General features: G+C 71.3%; 15 protein-coding genes. 10 read left to right on the top strand and 5 right to left on the bottom strand.

Annotated elements, in window-relative coordinates; genetic code table 11:
• The first annotated feature begins 73 nt into the window (after window positions 1–73).
• Genes ACRAKI_RS27280 through ACRAKI_RS27270 form a run of 3 tightly spaced genes read left to right on the top strand, consistent with a single transcriptional unit; the run spans window position 74 to window position 2,519 of the window.
• Window positions 74–841, top strand: a complete 768-nt coding sequence (locus ACRAKI_RS27280; RefSeq protein WP_447008526.1) for an ABC transporter permease — start codon at window positions 74–76, stop codon at window positions 839–841.
• Entirely contained in the window at window positions 838–1,641 is an 804-nt protein-coding gene (locus ACRAKI_RS27275; RefSeq protein ID WP_447003358.1) for an ABC transporter permease, read from the top strand. The genes ACRAKI_RS27280 and ACRAKI_RS27275 overlap by 4 nt, the downstream gene beginning before the upstream one ends.
• Complete coding sequence (locus ACRAKI_RS27270) at window positions 1,638–2,519, top strand: ABC transporter ATP-binding protein (protein WP_447003357.1); 882 nt, start codon at window positions 1,638–1,640, stop codon at window positions 2,517–2,519. The genes ACRAKI_RS27275 and ACRAKI_RS27270 overlap by 4 nt, the downstream gene beginning before the upstream one ends.
• Window positions 2,520–3,062: 543 nt before the next feature.
• Here the strand turns inward: ACRAKI_RS27270 and ACRAKI_RS27265 are convergent.
• Window positions 3,063–4,310, bottom strand: coding sequence for a 4-hydroxybenzoate 3-monooxygenase (locus ACRAKI_RS27265; RefSeq protein ID WP_447003356.1), 1,248 nt, complete (start codon window positions 4,308–4,310; stop codon window positions 3,063–3,065).
• A 188-nt stretch (window positions 4,311–4,498) separates the two neighbouring features.
• On the opposite strand from ACRAKI_RS27265, the gene ACRAKI_RS27260 reads away from it, so the two are divergent.
• The 5 genes from ACRAKI_RS27260 to ACRAKI_RS27240 all read left to right on the top strand — a co-directional run bounded on the left by ACRAKI_RS27260 (window position 4,499) and on the right by ACRAKI_RS27240 (window position 10,829).
• Complete coding sequence (locus ACRAKI_RS27260) at window positions 4,499–5,491, top strand: ABC transporter substrate-binding protein (RefSeq protein ID WP_447003355.1); 993 nt, start codon at window positions 4,499–4,501, stop codon at window positions 5,489–5,491.
• Between the two features lie 382 nt (window positions 5,492–5,873).
• Window positions 5,874–8,897 carry a sensor histidine kinase gene (locus tag ACRAKI_RS27255; RefSeq protein WP_447003354.1) on the top strand — a complete coding sequence of 1,008 codons (3,024 nt, stop codon included), beginning with the start codon at window positions 5,874–5,876 and terminating at the stop codon, window positions 8,895–8,897.
• The gene (locus ACRAKI_RS27250) at window positions 8,894–9,316 is read left to right on the top strand and encodes a roadblock/LC7 domain-containing protein (RefSeq protein ID WP_447003353.1); all 423 of its coding nucleotides are present in this window, start codon (window positions 8,894–8,896) and stop codon (window positions 9,314–9,316) included. The genes ACRAKI_RS27255 and ACRAKI_RS27250 overlap by 4 nt, the downstream gene beginning before the upstream one ends.
• A 47-nt stretch (window positions 9,317–9,363) precedes the next feature.
• The gene (locus tag ACRAKI_RS27245) at window positions 9,364–9,960 is read left to right on the top strand and encodes a GTP-binding protein (RefSeq protein ID WP_184922866.1); all 597 of its coding nucleotides are present in this window, start codon (window positions 9,364–9,366) and stop codon (window positions 9,958–9,960) included.
• 71 nt (window positions 9,961–10,031) lie between these two features.
• Window positions 10,032–10,829, top strand: a complete 798-nt coding sequence (locus ACRAKI_RS27240; protein WP_447003352.1) for a class I SAM-dependent methyltransferase — start codon at window positions 10,032–10,034, stop codon at window positions 10,827–10,829.
• Here ACRAKI_RS27240 and ACRAKI_RS27235 read toward each other — a convergent pair.
• The 4 genes from ACRAKI_RS27235 to ACRAKI_RS27220 all read right to left on the bottom strand — a co-directional run bounded on the left by ACRAKI_RS27235 (window position 10,738) and on the right by ACRAKI_RS27220 (window position 14,891).
• On the bottom strand, window positions 10,738–12,375 hold the full coding sequence (locus tag ACRAKI_RS27235) for a diguanylate cyclase domain-containing protein (RefSeq protein ID WP_447003351.1): 1,638 nt from the start codon (window positions 12,373–12,375) through the stop codon (window positions 10,738–10,740). The two genes, ACRAKI_RS27240 and ACRAKI_RS27235, sit on opposite strands and share 92 nt — an antisense overlap.
• A gap of 121 nt (window positions 12,376–12,496) precedes the next feature.
• Window positions 12,497–12,961 carry a hypothetical protein gene (locus tag ACRAKI_RS27230; protein WP_447003350.1) on the bottom strand — a complete coding sequence of 155 codons (465 nt, stop codon included), beginning with the start codon at window positions 12,959–12,961 and terminating at the stop codon, window positions 12,497–12,499.
• On the bottom strand, window positions 12,927–13,559 hold the full coding sequence (locus tag ACRAKI_RS27225) for an RNA polymerase sigma factor (RefSeq protein WP_447003349.1): 633 nt from the start codon (window positions 13,557–13,559) through the stop codon (window positions 12,927–12,929). The genes ACRAKI_RS27230 and ACRAKI_RS27225 overlap by 35 nt, the downstream gene beginning before the upstream one ends.
• Window positions 13,560–13,691: 132 nt before the next feature.
• On the bottom strand, window positions 13,692–14,891 hold the full coding sequence (locus ACRAKI_RS27220; protein WP_447003348.1) for a S8 family peptidase: 1,200 nt from the start codon (window positions 14,889–14,891) through the stop codon (window positions 13,692–13,694).
• 73 nt (window positions 14,892–14,964) lie between these two features.
• On the opposite strand from ACRAKI_RS27220, the gene ACRAKI_RS27215 reads away from it, so the two are divergent.
• Window positions 14,965–17,586 (top strand): CHAT domain-containing protein, encoded by a 2,622-nt coding sequence (locus tag ACRAKI_RS27215; RefSeq protein WP_447003347.1) that lies wholly within the window; start codon window positions 14,965–14,967, stop codon window positions 17,584–17,586.
• A gap of 129 nt (window positions 17,587–17,715) precedes the next feature.
• Window positions 17,716–18,144, top strand: coding sequence for a nucleoside deaminase (locus ACRAKI_RS27210; protein ID WP_447008525.1), 429 nt, complete (start codon window positions 17,716–17,718; stop codon window positions 18,142–18,144).
• The last annotated feature ends 212 nt before the right edge of the window (window positions 18,145–18,356 follow it).

Here is an 18,356-nt window from a genome sequence, read left to right as displayed (position 1 = left end):
TTGTGGCGACGCGCTTCACTCTCTAGATTGAGCCAGTCGGCTGGCGTTGATCAACTGGGAAGAGGCGTTGCGCGTGCGTGCGCTCACCCGAGGACTGCTCGGTGTGGCCGGGTTCCTCGTCGTCTGGGAGCTGTTCGGTCGCTCCGGACTGATTCGCTCGGATTTTCTTCCACCGCCGTCCGTGGTCGCGGTGGAACTCGTGAAGTTGTTGGGGGATGAGGCTTTCCTGAGGGACGTCGTCGCGACGGTCCTCGCGTTGCTCATCTCCGTGGGGTTGTCGGTCGGGATCGCCGTCCCGCTCGGCCTGGTGCTCGGCAGCGTGGCGTCGGTGCGGCACGCGACCCGCGCCGTGGTCGAGTTCCTGCGCCCCATCCCGTCCGTGGCGATGATCCCGCTCGCGATCGTGGTGCTCGGCATCGGGCCGGAAACCAAGATCACCCTCGCGGTGTACGCGGCGATCTGGCCCATCCTGTTCAACACCATCTACGCGCTGGACGAACTCGACCCCCTGCTGGTCGAGACGGCGCGTGCGTTCGGCACCGGCCGGGTGCGGGTGCTGCTGTCCGTGGCGCTGCCCAGCTCGCTGCCGTTCGTGCTGACCGGCATCCGGCTCGCCGCCACGACGAGCCTGGTCGTGGTGGTCAGCGTGGAGCTGCTGGAAGGCGGCTCCGGTGGGCTGGGGCAGTTCATCGCGGTCGCGCGCAGCGGCGCCGGGCGGATGGACATCGTCCTCGCCGGCACCGTGGTCGCGGGCGTGATCGGCTATCTGCTCAACGAAGGTCTGGAACGCGCCCAGCGGCGCTGGGTCGGCTGGAGTTCGGTCACCGGAGGTCGCTCGTGAACCGGTTCGTCCAGCGGTGGGCGGTGTTCGTCGGACTCGTCGTGGTCTGGGAGCTGTTCACCTGGTACGCCGATGACACGTTCTTCCCGCAGCCGTCCGAGATCGCCGTGGCGGCGCACGGGTTGTGGTTGTCCGGCCCCGCCGGTGACCTGTTCCTGACCGACACGGTGTTCGACCACGTGCTGCCGAGCATCGGCCGGCTGCTCGGCGGGTGGGCCATCGCCGCCGTGCTCGGCATCTCGCTCGGCGTGGCGCTCGGCCGTTCCGCGACGGCCGCGGAGTACGCCGGGCCGCTGCTGACGTTCATGCGCTCGATCCCGCCGCCGCTGCTGGTGCCGGTGTTCCTGCTCCTGTTCAGCGTCGGCACGCAGATGCAGGTCGCCACGATCATCTTCGGCGTCCTGTGGCCCATCATGCTCAACAGCGTCGACGGCGCCCGCTCCGTCGACGCCACGAAGTTCGAGACCTCGGCGGTGTTCCGCATCCCCAAGATCCAATGGATCTTCGGCGTCGTCCTGCCTTCCGCGGCGCCGAAGATCTTCGCCGGGCTGCGGGTCTCCCTGTCGCTGTCGCTGGTGCTCATGGTCGTGTCCGAACTGGTCGGCACCGACAACGGGATCGGGTCGCAGCTGCTCGTCGCACAGCGGCAGTTCGACTTCCCCGACATGTGGGCCGGGATCGTCCTGCTGGGCGTCCTCGGCTACGCCCTCAACACCGTGCTCCTCGCATTCGAGCGCAAAGCCCTTGCGTGGCAACCGAAGCAGGAGCGCACCCCCGCGACGGTGGAGGAAAAATCATGACCGCGATGCTCGAAGTGGCCGACCTCGGCCACACGTACCAGGCGAAGGACGGCGCGCACACCGCGATAGCCGACCTGTCGTTCACCGTCGGCGCCGGCGAGCTGGTCTGCGTGGTCGGCCCGTCCGGCTGCGGAAAGTCCACGCTGCTGCGCACGATCTCCGGCTTGATCCGCCCGACCCAGGGCGAGGTCAGCCTGCACGGCAACGAGGTCCGCGGCGTGCCCGAGGACCTGGCCGTGGTGTTCCAGGACTACAGCCGCTCGCTGTTCCCGTGGCTGTCGGTGCAGAAGAACGTGGAGTTCCCGCTCCGCCGCAGCCTGGGCCGCGCGCAACGCCGTGTGCGCGCGGCGGAGGCGCTGGAGTGGGTGGGTCTGTCCGGCGCCGGCGGGAAGTACCCGTGGCAGCTGTCGGGCGGCATGCAGCAGCGGGTCGCGATCGCCCGCGCGCTGGCCTACCGGCCCGCGCTGCTGCTGATGGACGAGCCGTTCGCGTCGGTGGACGCGCAGACCCGGTTCGAGCTGGAAGACCTGCTGCTGAAGGTGCGGACCGAGCAGGACACCACGGTCCTCGTGGTGACGCACGACATCGACGAGAGCGTGTACCTGGGCGACCGGGTGCTGGTGCTCTCCACGTCGCCCGCGTCCGTGGTGGCTGACCTGAAGGTCGACCTGCCCGGACAGCGGGACCAGATCACCACGCGCGAGTCCGAGGCGTTCGTGGCGCTGCGGGCCGAGGTGGCGCGGCTGCTGAACGTCGGCAAGACCTCCGAGGAGGTCAAGGCGCGCCGCGAGGCGAACGAGCAGCAGGCGGCGAAGTGGGCGGAAGCCGAGCGCGCGGAGGTCTCGCGGGCCGAGGCGGAGGACCGCGCCACGACCTAGGAGCCCTGTTCGCGGGGGTTGAGAACGTCCAGCGGGCGATCTTCGGCTGCGTCGGCCCCTCGGGGGCGGTGCCGGAGGTCGCCCGTTGTCACGTGCGGAGAACGGCTGGGGGCCGAAGAGGTTTCGACGGGCTCCGTTGGCAACGATTCGACATCGTTGTTGTCCCGGCCGGTGGCCCGGCGGCCGTCTCAGGGTCCACCGCTGTGGTGGAATAGTCACAGACCGTAGGCATCCGGCCGTTTTCCGGGCTCGCGCCGGACATTCCCATTAATGATTCCGATGGGTCGACGGGCGCACCCGGAAGGATGTGAGGGGTGCACGCGACCGTCCAGCCCGTGGAATCGGCGGCCGATACATCCGGTTGGCGGGCGGAATTGCCGCGTTCAGCCGGACTTCCACTGTGGCGATAAATCGGGGCGGGCTCGCCTTGTTCTCCGGGGAGAAGCACACCGACGGGCTTCGGTGGAGAACAAGGCGGCGGTAATCCCCTCGTTTTACGGACCGTTTCCCGGTGTAACGGACCCGTTAATCGCACCTTGCGCCTCAAGGCCCCACGTAGTTCTGCGCGAAATAGCCCGCGGAAGACCCGGAGGCGATGAGGTGTTCGAGTCGCGCTTGACCCAAACGGCTCAAGAACGGTTCCGGCGAACGGTGGATCATGAATACCATCCACTGCGAGAACTCCTGCGCACGCCACACGCGCCGGAGGCAGATCTCGGAGTAGCCCCGCAGGCCTGACTCGTCACCCGTTCGGTGGTAACGGACCAGGGCGCCCGCCAACACCTCGGCGTCGTGCAATGCGAGGTTCATTCCCTTTGCGCCCACTGGCGTGATGATGTGCGCGGCGTCCCCGAGCAGGTAGAGGCTGCCGTGGTTCATCGGTTCCACCACATGGCTGCGCATGTCGAGGATGCGCTTCTCCACGATGCGGCCCTCGACGAGCTTCCAGTCGGAGTCCCGAAGTTCCAGCCGCTTGCGCAGCTCCGACCACACGCGGTCGTCCGGCCAGTTGTCCACGGTGTCGTCGACCGGCACCTGGAGGTAGTAGCGGGAGACGGTGGCGCTGCGGAGCATGTGGCCCGCGAAGCCATCCGGGTGAAGTGCGTAAATCACCTTGTGGGTGGATGGCGGAGCCTCGGCGAGGATGCTCAGCCACTCGATGCCGTGCTGGTGGGTGAACTCCTGGACGGCGCCCGGCGGGATGCTGCGCCGCGACACGCCGTGGAACCCGTCCGCGCCGGCGATGAACGAGCAGTCGAGCCGCTCCCGCGTCCCGTCGGCGTTGGTCCAGGTCAGAGCCGGTTCGGTGGACTCGATGTCGTGCAGCTCGACGTCCTTGACGGACCAGCGCACCTCCCCGCCGCGCTCGTCGACGTAGATCCGCGCGAGGTCCTGGACGACGTCCTGCTGCGGGTAGATGTAGTGGTTCTGGCCGTCGTACAGGGTGGCGTAGTCCACTTCGTACGCCTTGCCGTTCACCCGGAATTCGCAAGCACCATGCCTGTCCGCCTCTCGCAGCAACCGGTCCGCAAGCCCGTGTTCTGTCAACATTTGCACCGCCCGGTGCTCCAGCACCCCGGCCCTCGGCCGGGTCTCGATGTACTCCCGAGTGCCTTTTTCCAGCACTACGCAGGGGATTCCGGCCTCGCGGAGCAGGTTCCCCAACGTCAATCCCGCCGGGCCCGCTCCGACGATGCCCACGGGACGCCGGTTGCTCTGTACGGCCCATTCCGCGTCAAGATCGCTCACCGCATACCCCAACCTCTGGACAGCCTGTGCAAAGATGCTCACCGAAGGTAGTGGATCAGCCTTCGAGTGTCGGTCGACTGGGGTCTTGCCGAACCACACGTGTCACGTTGAGTGGTTCCGCAGCGCCCTGGTCGCTCGTGCATCCTGCCCCCGCAATGTCGCCACTCCAACAGGAGATGCCCCCCATGACTCGAAGAGTCGGCCTCTCGGCCCGAAGGATCTTCGGCGCAGTGTCCGCTGTCGCGATGCTCGCCGTGGTATCCGGCTGCGGTCTGCTCGGTGGAGCCGAGGAGAAGCCCGCCGAGGAGAAGCCCGCCGGGGCCGCCGCACCGGGCGAGCTCGAGAAGAGCAAGATCACCCTCGGCCTCCTCCCGATCCTCGACGTCGCGTCGGTCCACGTCGCGATCAAGAAGGGTTACTTCAAGGAGGAGGGCCTGGAGGTCGAGCCCAAGATCATCCAGGGTGGCGCCGCGGCCATCCCCGGTCTGATCACCGGCAGCCTCGACATCAGCTTCGGCAACTGGGTCTCGTTCATCAACGCCGAGGTCCAGCAGGCCGCGAAGGACGTCGACGGCCTCAAGCTGATCAACGACGGCTACCAGGCGAAGCCCGAGATGTTCCTGATCCTCGCCAAGTCCGACTCGGCCATCAAGTCGCCGAAGGACCTCGAGGGCAAGACCATCGCGATCAACACCTTCAAGAACATCGCCGAGCTCACCGCGAAGGCCACGCTGGAAGCCAACGACGTGGACCCGAACAAGGTGACGTTCAAGGAGTTCCCGTTCCCGGACATGGAAGCGGCGGTCCAGAACGGCACGGTGGACGCGGCGTTCATGGTGGAGCCGTTCATCAGCCGCGCCCAGCGGGCCAGCGGCCAGATCACGGTGCTCGACGCGGCGTCCGGCCCGACCGACGGCATCCCGATCGCGGGCTACGGCACGACCGGCAAGTTCGTGAAGGAGAACCCCAACACCGTCGCCGCGTTCCAGCGCGCGATGGCGAAGGGCCAGCGCGACGCGGCCGACCGTCCCACGGTCGAGCCCCTGCTGGTGGAGTACGCCAAGGTCGACAAGGAAACCGCCAGCCTCGTGCACTTCGGCGAGTTCCCCACGACGTTGGACGCCACCCGGTTGCAGCGCGTCGCGGACCTGATGCGAACCTACAACCTGCTGGAGAACGAGTTCGACGTGAAGACGATGTTGGTCGGGGCGTCGGGTAGCTGATCGGACGGGGGAGCCCCTCGTCGGGCTCCCCCTCCGGTGTTTCCCGTCCGGGTCGGGCGCATGACAAATCCGTGAACGCCGGTTAGCGATCGTTTAGCGCGTCCGAGTGTGGTGTGCGCGACAATGGTTGATTTGCAAACTACCGGCTTCCTCGTCCGAACGGCGGTATGACTCGGGGGAAATTTCCACCAAGATCCACCGGGTTTGTAGGGAAGTGTCGATATCACTGGCTGGGGGGCTGGGGAGTGTGCTGACGGTGCGCGGTCATGACGACCACGCCTCCGGGAGAGATCCGGAGCGGATTCAACTCGACGCGGGTGCCGCGGGTAGCGGTCCACCCGACTCGGGTCCCAGCACAGGCGCCGTGCCCGCCGACCGGGGAATGTCCCGGTGGCGTCTGCGGAACTGGCGCCTGCGCAGCAAGCTGGCCGTGGTGCTGTTGGTGCCCGCGCTGAGCACGCTGACCCTCGCGGGGCTGAGGCTGAACACCCAACTCGACGATGTCGAGCTGTTCGGCCAGGTCCAGCGGGAGCTCCAGCTGTCCGCCCAGACGGCGGCGGTCGCGGACGCGCTGCAACTGGAGCGCGACGCCGCGGTCTGGTTCGTCGCGGGCGGCCGGCAGGCGAACGCCAACGAGCTGCTGACGCGGTCCAGCAAGGTCGATGCCGAGGTCGGCAGGCTGCGGGACGTCGCCGCCGCCACGACCGGCATCGACGAAGCCGTGCGCGAAGCGTTCCAGAAGTCGTTGCAGTCGCTGGACGGGCTGAACGCTCTGCGGAACACGGTCACCACGACGAAGTACCCCGACATCTCGGTGCACAGCGCCTACGGCCAGGTCCTGGCCGCCCTGTCGCAGGTGCACCGCGCGACCGCGAGCAGCGAGAGCCACGAGCGGATCATCCCGCTGTCGGGCGGCAACCTCGCGCTCTACAGCGCCAAGGAGCAGCTGAGCCAGCAGAACTCGATCCTGCTGTCCACGGCCATGCGCGGCGAGTTCGCGCCCGGCCAGGTCAACGCGCTGCGCGCGGCCCAGTCCCGGTTGGACGCCGCGCTGACCGACTACGCCATCACGGCGAGCCCGGAGAACCGGCAGCTGCTGTCGGACAAGGTGTCGGGCTCCTCGGTGGACGGTCGCAACCGGCTCGTGCAGCTCGCGCTGGTGCAGCAGGCCAACTCCGGCGGGGTGTCCATCTCCGACGCCGACGTGATGCGGGTCGGCGAGGAGACCGCGGCGCTGCTGCGGTCCGTGTCGCAGGACATCGAGCGTCAGGCGGAGGCCGAGGCGGTCGCGCTGACCGAGGAGGCGCGTGCGTCCGCGTGGCGTGACGCGGCGCTGGTCGCCGTGGCGCTGGTCATCGCGTTCGCCCTCATGGCGTTCGTCGCGCGCTCGATGCTGACGCCGCTGCGCCTGCTGCGCCGCACCGCGTTGGACGTGGCCCGCAACCGGCTCCCGGACGCGATCAAGCGGATCCGGACGCACCGCGACCCGGCCCGTGCCGCGGAAGAGGCGCTGGTGCCGGTGCCGATCAACACGACCGAAGAGGTCGGCCAGGTGGCGCGGGCGTTCGACGCCGTGCAGCGCGAAGCGGTCCGCCTCGCGGTCGAGCAGGTGGCGCTGCGCGCGAACGTCAACGACATGTTCATCAACCTGTCCCGGCGCTCGCAGGCGCTGGTCGAGCGGCAGATCACCGTCATCGACCGGCTGGAGCAGGACGAGCAGGACCCGGACCAGCTGGCCAGCCTGTTCGAGCTGGACCACCTGGCCACCCAGATGCGCCGCAACAGCGAGAACCTGCTGGTGCTGTCGGGAACCACGGTCAACCGCCGGGTCACCCGGCCGGTGCCGATCTCGGAGGTGCTGGGCGCCGCGGTCTCCGAGGTGGAGAAGTACGCCCGCGTCCAGATCGCGCCCGCGCCGGAGCTCAAGGTCCAGGGCCGCGTGGTCAACGACCTCGCGCACCTCATCGCCGAGCTGCTGGACAACGCGACCGCGTTCTCCAAGCCCACCACCAAGGTGACGGTGCGGGCCATAGAGACCCGGCGCGGCGAGGTGTCCATCCGCATCCACGACCGCGGTGTCGGCATGCAGGAGCAGGACGTCATCGACGCCAACATCAAGCTCGCCGACCCGCCCGAGGTCGACGTGTCGGTGGCCCGCGAGATGGGCCTGTACGTGGTCGGCCAGCTGGCCAAGCGGCACGAGATCCGGGTGACGCTGACCAACAACGACGACATAGAGGGTGGCGTGACCGCGCAGGTCGTGCTGCCGGTCGGACTGCTGCACCGCGGCCCCGAGCCGATCCAGGCCCAGCCGGCCCCGCTCGCCCTGCCGCAGCGGCAGGCGAACCCGGAGCTGGAGGAGAGCGGCGTCGGCGTGCTCGCCGGCGTGCCCAAGTGGACGCCGGAGGTCGCACCGGGCGGCTACCAGCCGCTGGACGCGACGCCCGCGCCGTTCCCGCAGGTGGTCCACACGCACGAGGCCGACCCCGGCGGGTTCTTCGAGATCGAGCAGACCCCGGCGGCCGACCTGTTCACCGCCACGGTGACCGAGACCGTGCCGCCCGTCGACGAGGAGCTGCCGGACTACTCGTACCCGCCGTCCACCCGCCAGCCGGAACCGCCGCCGCCGGCGCCGGTGTTCGAGCCGGAGGACGACGCGTCCACCCAGCGGCTGCCGATCTACGAGGACGTGCTGTCCCGCTGGTTCCAGGGCGGCGAGGCCGAGGCGGCCGTGAACGGCGACCTGGGCGACCGGGAGCCGACGACCGCGCCGCCGGAGACGGCGTCCGAGCGGACGATGTTCGCCGACCGCGCCGAGCTGATGGGCGGCGGCGACCACCCGACCACCACCGGCCGCGAGGGCACGGCGTCGGAGCAGACGGTCTACACCGACCGGTCCGACCTGATCACGTCCGCGCCGGCAGCCGCGCCCAAGGCCTCGGCACCGCCGCCGGCGCCGCGGTCCGCCACCCCGGCGGGTCTGCCCAAGCGCGAGCCCGCGCCGTCCGCGATCCCCTCGTCCGGCGCGGTGGTTCCGCCGGCGGCCGGTTGGGGCGCCGGGGAGGACAGCTGGTCGACGGCCAGCAGCGTGCTCAAGGCGCCGGTGGACGACACGACGAACGCGGGCCTACCCAAGCGCGTCCCCAAGGCGCGTCTGGTTCCGGGCTCGCTCACCGCGCCCGCGCCACGCGGGTCGGCGCCGACGGCCACCCAGCCGGCGGTGAACGGCTCGGCGCCGTCCGGTGTCGCGACCGCCGCGCCGCCGCGCCGGTCCGCCGACCGGCTGCGGCAGCGTTTCGCCACCTACCAGCGCGGGGTGGAGCTGGGCCGACAGACCGGCGACGACGCAGGGATGCCGTGGGAAGGCCCGTCATTCGGCAACGTCGACAACAAGGAGCAGAAGTGACCACCGCAACCGAGGAACTCGACAACTTCAGTTGGCTGGTCGACGACTTCGTCGCCCGGGTCGCGGGCGTCGCGCACGCGATCGTGGTCTCCGCGGACGGACTGTTGCTCGCGTCCTCGGAGCGGTTGCCGATCGACCGCGCCGAGCAGCTCGCGGCCGTTTCGTCCGGTCTGGTGAGCCTGAACCTCGGTGCGGCACGCTGCTTCGAGGCCGGTGACGTCAAGCAGACCGTGGTGGAGATGGAGCGGGGCTACCTGTTCCTGATGTCGATCAGCGACGGCTCCTGCCTGGCCGTGCTGGCCGCGCCCAACTGCGACATCGGCCTCATCGGTTACGCGATGGCGCGGTTGGTCGAGCGGGTCGGCATCCAGCTCACCCCGGAGATCCGCTCGCAGCTGCACGTCGCCATGCGCGGCTGAGGTCCCACCACCCGGCGAGGTCCTACTACTAGGGAAAGCAGAGCAACATGAGCGGTGGCGCTCCCGGGCGGACGGGGACACCCGCGGCGAGCCTGACGGTCACGTCGACCAAGATCGTGGTGGCGGGCGGGTTCGGTGTCGGCAAGACGACCTTCGTCGGGTCGGTGTCGGAGATCGTCCCGCTGACCACCGAGGCGGTGATGACCGAGGCCAGCGTCGGCGTGGACGACCTGTCGGCGACGCCGAACAAGATGACCACGACGGTGGCCATGGACTTCGGTCGCGTGTCGCTGGACAGCGACCTGATCCTGTACCTGTTCGGCACACCCGGCCAGCACCGGTTCTGGTTCATGTGGGACGACCTGGTGCGGGGCGCGATCGGCGCGGTCGTGCTGGTCGACACCCGCCGGCTGTCGGACGCGTTCGCCTCGATCGACTTCTTCGAGGACCGCGAACTGCCGTACGTGGTGGGCGTGAACTGCTTCGACGGGCTGCTGCACCACCGCATCGAGGACATCAGGGAGGCGCTGACGATCGACGAGTCGGTGCCGATCGTGCCCTGCGACGCGCGGAACCGGCAGTCCACCAAGCAGACGCTGATCACGCTGGTCCAGCACGCGATGCGACTGCCGACGTTCGCCTGACCGCGGGACCGAGGGGGCCGTGACCGGAAATTCGGTCGCGGCCCCTCTCCGTGCGGGCCAGACTCGGACGGGTGGCGCATTCCTTCGAAGACGCGGACCTGGCCGCCTACTACGACCTGATCAACGAGTTCGGCGCGGACGACCACTTCTACCTGGAGCTGGTGATGGCCGCCGACGCCGTGCTCGACGTGGGTTGCGGCACGGGCACGCTGCTCAAGGCCGCCCGCGCCGGTGAGCACCCCGGTCGCCTGGTCGGCCTCGACCCGGCCGAGGGCATGCTCCTGCAGGCGCGGCGCGATCCCGACGTGGAGTGGATCCGGGGCCACCTCGGCACGGTCGCGTTCGACGGCGAGTTCGACCTGGTCGTGATGACCGGGCACGCGTTCCAGATCTTCCTCACCGACGACGAGGTGCGCGCGCAGTTCACCGCGATCCGCCGGGCGCTCAAGCCGGACGGGCGGTTCGCGTTCGAGACCCGCAACCCCGGCGCGCGGCAGTGGGAGCGGTGGACGCCCGAGAACGGCACCGACATCGTCGGCCACGACGGCGAGCGGGTGCGCGTCGAGCACTTCGTGGAGAGCGTGGAGAACGGGCTGGTCACGATGACCGAGACGTTCAGCAGCCCGGACTGGCCGGAACCCCGCGTCGACCGCGGCACGCTGCGGTTCACGACGACAGACCAGCTGGACCGGCTGCTGGCCGAGACGGGGTTCGAGGTGGCCGAGCGCTACGGGTTCTGGGACCGGGCCCCGCTCACCGACACCAGCCGCGAGATCATCACGATCGCACGACCAGGTCGACTCCCGGGAGGTTCAGGCCCGGCAGGTCCAGCCCCGGAAGATCCAGCCCCGGGAGGCCACCGTCGCTGACCACGAGCGCGCCGGTCGCCCGCACCAGCGGCAGCAACGCGGCCAAGGCCTCGCGCGCCAGCGGTTCCGGTGGCGGGGTGGCCGGTTCGACGCCGTACAGGGCGTGACGCTCCACAACGGACAGTTCCGGCAACGCGAACGTGACGCCGTACAACAGCCGGCGGACACCCATGTCCGCCAACGTGGTCAGGTTGTCCTCCACCGCCTCCAGGTCCTCGACCAGGCCGCGCGCCGCCAGGCTCAGCCACAGCGACCCCGGCTCCAACCCGGACGTGCGCAGCGCCTCCGCGACCCGTGCGGCCAGGTCCGGGTCGCGCGACTGGTCCGGTGACAGCTGCACCAGCACCGGCAGCCGTTCGGCGGCGGCGAACTCGCAAGCCTCGTCCAGCACCCACTCGGCCAGCGGGCCGCTCAGCCCCAGCTCGTCGGCGAACCGCAGGCACTCCTCGTGCGACACCGGGCCGGACTCGGCGTCGTGCCAGCGCAACCGGGTCGTCGTCGCGACCTGCTCGCCGTCCTGCGTCACCGGCTTGTAGTCGAGCGCGATCTCGCCGTTCTGCAACGCACCCGGCATGGTCGCGATCAGCGACAGCCGGGTGCGGTCGCGGGCGTCCTGCCCGGCGTCGTAGATGCCCCACTGGCCCTTGCCGCCGCTCTCCGCGCGGCGCAGCGTGCTGTGCGCCTGGCGCAGCAACGCCATCGCGTCCGACCCGCGCGCCGACGTGCGGACGAAACCCATGCCCGCGGACACGCCCACACCGTGCCCGGCCAGGTGCACCGGCTCGGTGAGCGCCGCCTCGATCGCCTCGGCCAGCGCGGAGATCCCCGGTGTGGTGGGCGCATCCTCGATCAGCACGACGAACTCGTCGCCGCCGATCCGCGCCACGGTGGCGTTCTCGCCCGACACCACCTCGGTCAGCCGCCGTGCGACCACCTTCAGCACTTCGTCGCCGTACTCGTAGCCGAGGCCGTCGTTCACGATCGCGACGCTGTCCACGTCGAGGTAGCACAACGTGACCGAGCCCGGCCGGCCCAGCACCCGCTCCAGCTCCGGCAGGAAGCCCTGCCGGTTCGGCAGGCCGGTCAGCACGTCGTGCAGCGCCTGGTGCCGCAGGTAGTCCCGCAGCACCCGCTGCTCGGTGGTGTCCTCGACCACGGCGACGTGCCACCGGGGCCGCCCGTCCGGGTCGCGCACCACCGACATGGCCACGTCCACCCACACCGGGTCACCGGCCGCGTCGGTGAACTCCCGCTGCACCTTCACGTCGTCCGCGACGAACAGCGTCGACAGGTCAGCCGACGGCAGCATCGCCTCCAGCGCCGGGTTGGCCACCACCGGCGCGCCGTCCGCGTCGAAGATCGCGAGACCGGCGGTGGACCCGACGAAGACCTGCCGGAACAGCTCGGGCAGCTCCACGGCCCAGACCTCGCCGGCCGACAGCTCGCCGGCGGACAGCTCCGCTGCCGGCGGCCCGCCGTTCTGGCGCGCCACGAGAGCCGAGGCGGCAGTGCCCTCGGCCGGGGTGGTTCGGGCGGGCTCGGTCATGTGGTGGTGTGCGGCGGTGGGTGAAGATCAGGTTCCTGAATCTTGCGGACCCGCGGCCACCGCCGTCAAGGGGCCGGGCGCGCGAACGCCCCGCCACGAGCACCTGGATGCCGTGACGGGGCTAGACGCAGACCCAGTCCGTCATGACGGTCGTGCCGTCGACCTCGCAGCGGAACCGCACGGGACCGGTGGGCGGCGGTCCGAGCAGGAACATGCCCAGCTCGTCCAGCTCCGCGTCCTCCACCGGCCCGGTCGCGGTGAGCAGCCACACCCGGCCCGGCCGCGCCGGCAGCACCTGCCCGGCGACCCCCGCCTCGGTCACCTCCACCTGCACCGACCAGCCCACCGCGTCGAACACCAGCTGACGCGCCGTCTGCGCCGCCCGCGCCCGCGCCGCCAGCCCGGTGTCCACGATCGAGTCGTACGTGGTCAGCGCCATCAGCTCGGCGTCGACTGTGCGCCACGTGTACGCGGCACGCGCCGCCTGGAACAGGTGCTCGGGCACGTCCTGCTCCTCGGCGAGCGCCGCGCGCAGCTCCCGCAGCAGCACCTCATCGCTTTCCCACCCCGGATCGTCCCTCAGCACCGAGCACACCTCCTCCATCGACCGTCGGCGGGCCGACCAGCCGCAGCACCGCGGGGGTCTTGCGCAACTTGTCCAGGCACCTGATCCGGGTGGGCCCGATGCTGCCCACCGGCATCTCCAGCTCCTCGCTGACCACCGCGTAGCTGGGCGGCGGGTCCGCCATGAGCTTCGCCAACAACACCTTGCACTGCTCGGGCAGCGCCCGGAAGCCCTCGCGCAGCGCCTGCCGGCGCTGGGCGGCCTCCATCTCCTCGTCCAGGTCCGCGACCGCGTCGTCCGGGCTCGGCGGCTCGTCCTCGGACTGCGGGTCGAACGGCTGGACGCGCTGCTGCATGCGCAGCATCCGCAGGCACTCGTTGCGGGTCGTCGTGGCGATCCAACCGGGCAGCGCGTCCGCCTCGCGGAGCCGGCCGACCTGCTCCACCAGCCGCAACCACACCGTCTGGTGCACGTCCGCCGCGTCCGCGGGGCGCAGCCGGTGCCGGTGCACCACCGCTAGGACGAGGGGCGTGTAGCGCTCGACGATCTCGTTCCAGGCGCGCTGGTCGCCCTCCGCCGCCGCCGCGACGAGCGCGGCGATCGGGGATGCAAGGGTCACGTCCCCTCCTCTTGTCCAGGGGATGCTGCGCCTCCGCCCCGACCTGCGCCGGCGCGGACCCCAGGCGGGTCATGGACTTCGGATTCGTTGCTGCCACACACTACGGAGCACCGACACCGCCGCCAGATACAGCTAGTCGACGAGAACCCCGTAGCCGGGGAAGAACTCCGGCCCGGCCAGCAGGTGGTCGCGCGCCGCGACCGCCGACAGGCCCAGCGTCGTCATGGTCGCGGCGATCCGCCCGGCCACGTGCGGCGCCGCGAACGACGTGCCCAGCCAGTACGCGAACCGGTCGTAGACGTCCGGCGGCTCACCCGGCAGCACCCACTGGCCCTTGAGGAACGTGCTGGTCCGGTTGCCGACCGCGCAGGCGTCCACCCAGTGCCCGTGGTTGGAGTAGCACGCCGGGCTCCGGGTGCCGTCGAGCTCCTCGGCGACCGCGGCCACGGCGACCACGCGCTGGAGGGCGGCCGGCCAGCTCGGCCGGTTCGTGCCCTGGTTGCCGGCGGAGGCGACCACCACCACGTCGGCGGGCAGCGCCGCGACCGCCTTGCGGATCGGCTCGGACGCCACGTCGTCCTGCGTGAAGCAGCCGAGCGAGATGTTGATGACCTGCACCTTCTCGTCGAACGAGGACAGCGCCTCGGCGAAGTCCTCCTCCGTGCCCAGGCCGGTCGGGTCGAGCGCCTTCTCCGGGTCGAACCGGACACCCGGCGCGGCCTGCCGGACCACGCCCGCGACGAACGTGCCGTGCCCGCCCTCCACCGCGAACACGTCGTCGTGCGAGTAGGCGGCGTCGACCTCGTCGAGCTTGGGCAGGAACGCGCCGGACAGCCACAGCGGGTGGTCGGTCGCGGCGGTCTTCGAGATGCCCGTGTCCAGGATGCCGACGACCACGCCCTTGCCGAGCCCGGTGGAGGCGTTGTCCGGGTCCGCGAGCGGGCCGGCCACGTGCGGTGGCCCGCCCGGGTGGCCGTGCATGTTGCCGCCGTGGCCGACCAGCACGTGGTGCGGCTGCACGAACGGGGTGCGCTCGCCGGGCCACTGCTGCGGGTCGCGCAGCAGGCGGACGATGTCGGGGATGTCGTCGGAATTGCGCGGCAGGACCAATCGGACCATTCCGGCGAAATCCCTGCCACGCTGAGTGGCGATGCCGTTCTGCGCGAGTTTCCGAACCACCCGATCGGAGTCTTCGGGAATGGTCAGCAGCTCGCCCGCGACGAAGATGAATTCCCGTCCGCGCTCGGCGTGCAGCCGGTAGTTCTTGTGGTCGAGGAGGGCCTGGTGGAAGGCTCTTTGATACAGCTCGGAGCGATTCGAGGTTTCGGACACCGAGGCCTCACAGCAGCGTCGACGGGTGCTGACCGGCAAGCTACCACAGGGGTACTGGTAATAAGGTGGGGTCGTGGCAGGGGTTTCCGCCGCCGCAGCACTGGAAGCCCGGCAACGGGATCCGCGGGCGGCAATCGAGATGGGCCGTTCGGCGCTGAAGGCGGCGCGGGCGGCGGGCGACGCCGCGGAGGCGTCCATAGCCGAGCGCGCGATCGGGCTGTCACTGCGCGAACTGCACGACTTCGAAGGCGCGCTCACCCACTTGCGCCGGTCCATCCGCGCCGCCGGGCGCGCGGGTTCCACGCGATTGGCCGCACTGGCGAGGGTGAGCCTCGCATTCGTGTTGTCCAACACCGGACGCCACGCGCTCGCGCTGCGCGCGATCAACGCGGCGCTGCCCGAGCTGCACGGCGGCGACGCGGACATCGCCCGCATGCAACGCGGCCTCGTCCTGCACTACCTGTGCCGGTACGAGGAGGCCCAGCGCGAGTACAACTGGGCGATCGAGGCCGCTCGCCGCACCGACGACAAGCTGGGTGAAGCGCGCGCCCGGAACAACCGGGGGCTCCTGCGCGCCTACACGGGCGGCCTGCGCGCGGCGGACGAGGACTTCGACCGCGCGGCCCTGCTGTACCGGGAGCTGGACCAGCGGCTGGCCGTCGCGGACGTGCGGTGGAACGCGGGCATCTCCGCGTCACGGGCGGGCGACGTGCCGCGGGCGCTGACCATGTTCGCCGAGGCCGAGCGCGAGTACCGGCGGCTGGCGGTGCCGCGGCCCGCGCTGCTGATCAACCGGCTGGAGCTGCTGGTGTCCGTGCCGCTGCTGGAGGAGGCGCGGGAAGCCGCCGACCGGGCGCTCGCGGAACTCGGCGGCGACCTGGTGCTGGCCCGGTCCGAAGCGTTGTTCTACCGGGCCAGGATCGCGCTGCTGGAAGGCGACCTGGACCGGGCCGTCGAGCTGGCGGTGGCGGCGCGCAAGGGGTTCCGCCGGGAGAAGCGCGAGGTGTGGGAGGCGGGCGCGCGGCACGTGGAGCTGCGCGCGGCGTACCTCAGCGGGCAGCGCACCAGGGCGCTGGTGACGGCGTTGACGCGGGTGGCCTCCCGGTTGGACGACCTCGGCTGGCCGATGGCGGGCCTGGAGGCGCGGGTCGACGCGGCCCTGGTCGCCCGGGACATCGGCGACCGCCGGCGCGCGGTGGCGGAGCTGTCGACGGCGGGCGCGGCCCGGCGCGGCGGCCCGGCGGCGCACCGAGTGCAGGGTTGGTACGCGGAGGCGCTGCGGCGCGACCTGCTCGGCAACACGCGCGGCGCGCAGATCGCGCTGCGGCAGGGCCTGGCGCTGCTGGACGAGTACCGGGTGTCGCTCGGCGCTCCGGAGCTGCGGGCGTTGAGCGGCGCGCAGGGCAAGGCGCTGGCGCTGGAGGGCCTGCGCACGGCGGTGGCCGGCGGGCAGGCGGGCCGGGTGCTGAGCTGGGCCGAGGCGTGGCGGGCGGGCGCGCTGCGGATGACGCCCGCCCGGCCGCCGGAGGACTCCGGGCTGGCCGACGCGCTGGCCGAGCTGCGGACCGTGACGGCGGACGTGGAGGCGGCGTCCACGGCCGGCCGGCCGACGGCGGCACTGCGGCAGCGGCAGGTGCGCGGCGAGCAGCGGGTGCGCGAGCTGACCCGGCAGGCCGGTGGCGGCGGCGCGGTGTTCAAGCCACCCGCCGTGCGCGACCTCGCGCGGGCACTGGGCTCCTCGGCGCTGGTGGAGTACATCGACCACGACGGAGCGCTGCTGGCCGTGGTGGTGGCGGGCGGCCGGGCGTCGCTGCACCGCCTCGGCCCGCTGGACGCCGCCCTGCGCGAACTGCGGCTGCTGCGGTTCGCCCTGCACCGGCTGGTGACGCTGCCCGAGCACGTCGACCGGACGGCGGTGCGCGCGGGCGCCGAGCACGCGGCGAAGCTGTTGCAGGACAGGTTGCTGGAACCGCTGCGGCGGCGGCTCGACGAACGGCCGCTGGTCCTCGCGCCGACCGGGAAGCTCGGCGGTCTGCCGTGGTCGGCGCTGCCCGCGTGCCGCGGCCGGTCGGTGACCGTGGTGCCGTCGGCGACGGTCTGGCTGCGGGCCGCCACCTCCACCCCGGTCTCCCACGACCGGGTCGTCCTGGCGGCGGGTCCGCGGCTGCCGGCCGCGCCGACCGAGATCGCCGCGATCGCCGCCGGCTCACCGCCGGGTGGTTCCGCATCGGTGCTGGTGGGCGCGTCCGCGACGGTCGACGCGGTGGCGGCGGCGATGGACGGCGCACCGCTGGCGCACGTGGCGGCGCACGGCTCGTTCCGCGCGGACAACCCCCTGTTCTCCGCCCTGGAACTGGCCGACGGGCCGCTCACCGTCTACGACCTGGAACGGCTGCGCACCCCGCCGGCGCGCGTCGTGCTGTCCGCGTGCGACTCGGGCCTGTCCGCGGTGCGCCCCGGCGACGAGCTGATGGGCTTCACCGCCGCCCTCCTCGGGCTCGGCACCCGGACCCTCGTCGCGCCGGTCGTCCCGGTGCCGGCCGAGGTCACCACCCCGCTGATGGTCGACCTGCACCGCAGGCTCGGCTCAGGCGACTCGCCCGCGGTCGCGCTGGCCGCCGCCCAGGAAGCGCACCGGGAAGACGGCGACGCCGCGTACGCCGCGAGCGCCGGGTTCCTCTGCTTCGGCGCGTAGCGGACTCGTCGGCGCACACGTCTTCCTGCTGCACGTCTTCGCGCCGCACGCCTTCGGGCCGCACGTCCTTCGCTGCACGAGACGCTGCGACGGCCGGCCAAGTAGGTTGGTCCGGTGGACGAACAGGACATGCTCGCCGTGGCGGTGGCCGAGGCCCGCGCGGGGCTCGCCGAGGGCGGCATCCCGATCGGCGCGGCGCTGTTCGCCTCCGACGGCACCCTCCTCGGCCGCGGCCACAACCGGCGCGTGCAGGACGGCGACGCCTCCACCCACGCCGAGACCGCCGCGTTCCGCGACGCGGGCCGCCGGGCCGGCTACCGGGGCACGATCATGGTCACCACGCTGTCACCCTGCTGGTACTGCAGCGGCCTCGTTCGACAGTTCGGCATACCCCACGTGGTGATCGGCGAGGCCCGGACGTTCCACGGCGGTCACGACTGGCTCGCGGAACACGGGGTGCGCATCACCCTCCTGGATGACCCGCAGTGCGTCCGGATGATGACCGACTTCATCGCCGCCAAGCCGGAGCTGTGGTTCGAGGACATCGGCCAGGATTAACGCGCCGCGCCGCGCGCGGACACAATCCCGACACGGGGCGTGGCCAGGATCAGCGGGCATGGAACGCCGGCACGTGGACGAATCGCTCGACGCACTGGTCCTCGACGAGACCGCGGTGGCGGTGGAGGTGCCCGGGAGCTGGGGCGCCGAGGTCAGCCACCGACTCCGCTCGGCCGGGCCGCTCGGCCCGATCCTGGCCATCCCCGGCCGCC

The sequence above is a fragment of the Saccharothrix isguenensis genome (assembly GCF_052936305.1).
Note: the sequence above shows the minus strand (reverse complement) of the source record. Positions and strands in the feature narration are given on the sequence as shown.

Bases quoted from the DNA above. Each gene is read 5' to 3' on its own strand.
- ACRAKI_RS27270 (WP_447003357.1), top strand. From the start codon at position 1,638: ATGACCGCGATGCTCGAAGTGGCCGACCTCGGCCACACGTACCAGGCG.
- ACRAKI_RS27255 (WP_447003354.1), top strand. From the start codon at position 5,874: ATGTCCCGGTGGCGTCTGCGGAACTGGCGCCTGCGCAGCAAGCTGGCC.
- ACRAKI_RS27245 (WP_184922866.1), top strand. From the start codon at position 9,364: ATGAGCGGTGGCGCTCCCGGGCGGACGGGGACACCCGCGGCGAGCCTG.
- ACRAKI_RS27235 (WP_447003351.1), bottom strand. From the start codon at position 12,375: ATGACCGAGCCCGCCCGAACCACCCCGGCCGAGGGCACTGCCGCCTCG.
- ACRAKI_RS27210 (WP_447008525.1), top strand. From the start codon at position 17,716: ATGCTCGCCGTGGCGGTGGCCGAGGCCCGCGCGGGGCTCGCCGAGGGC.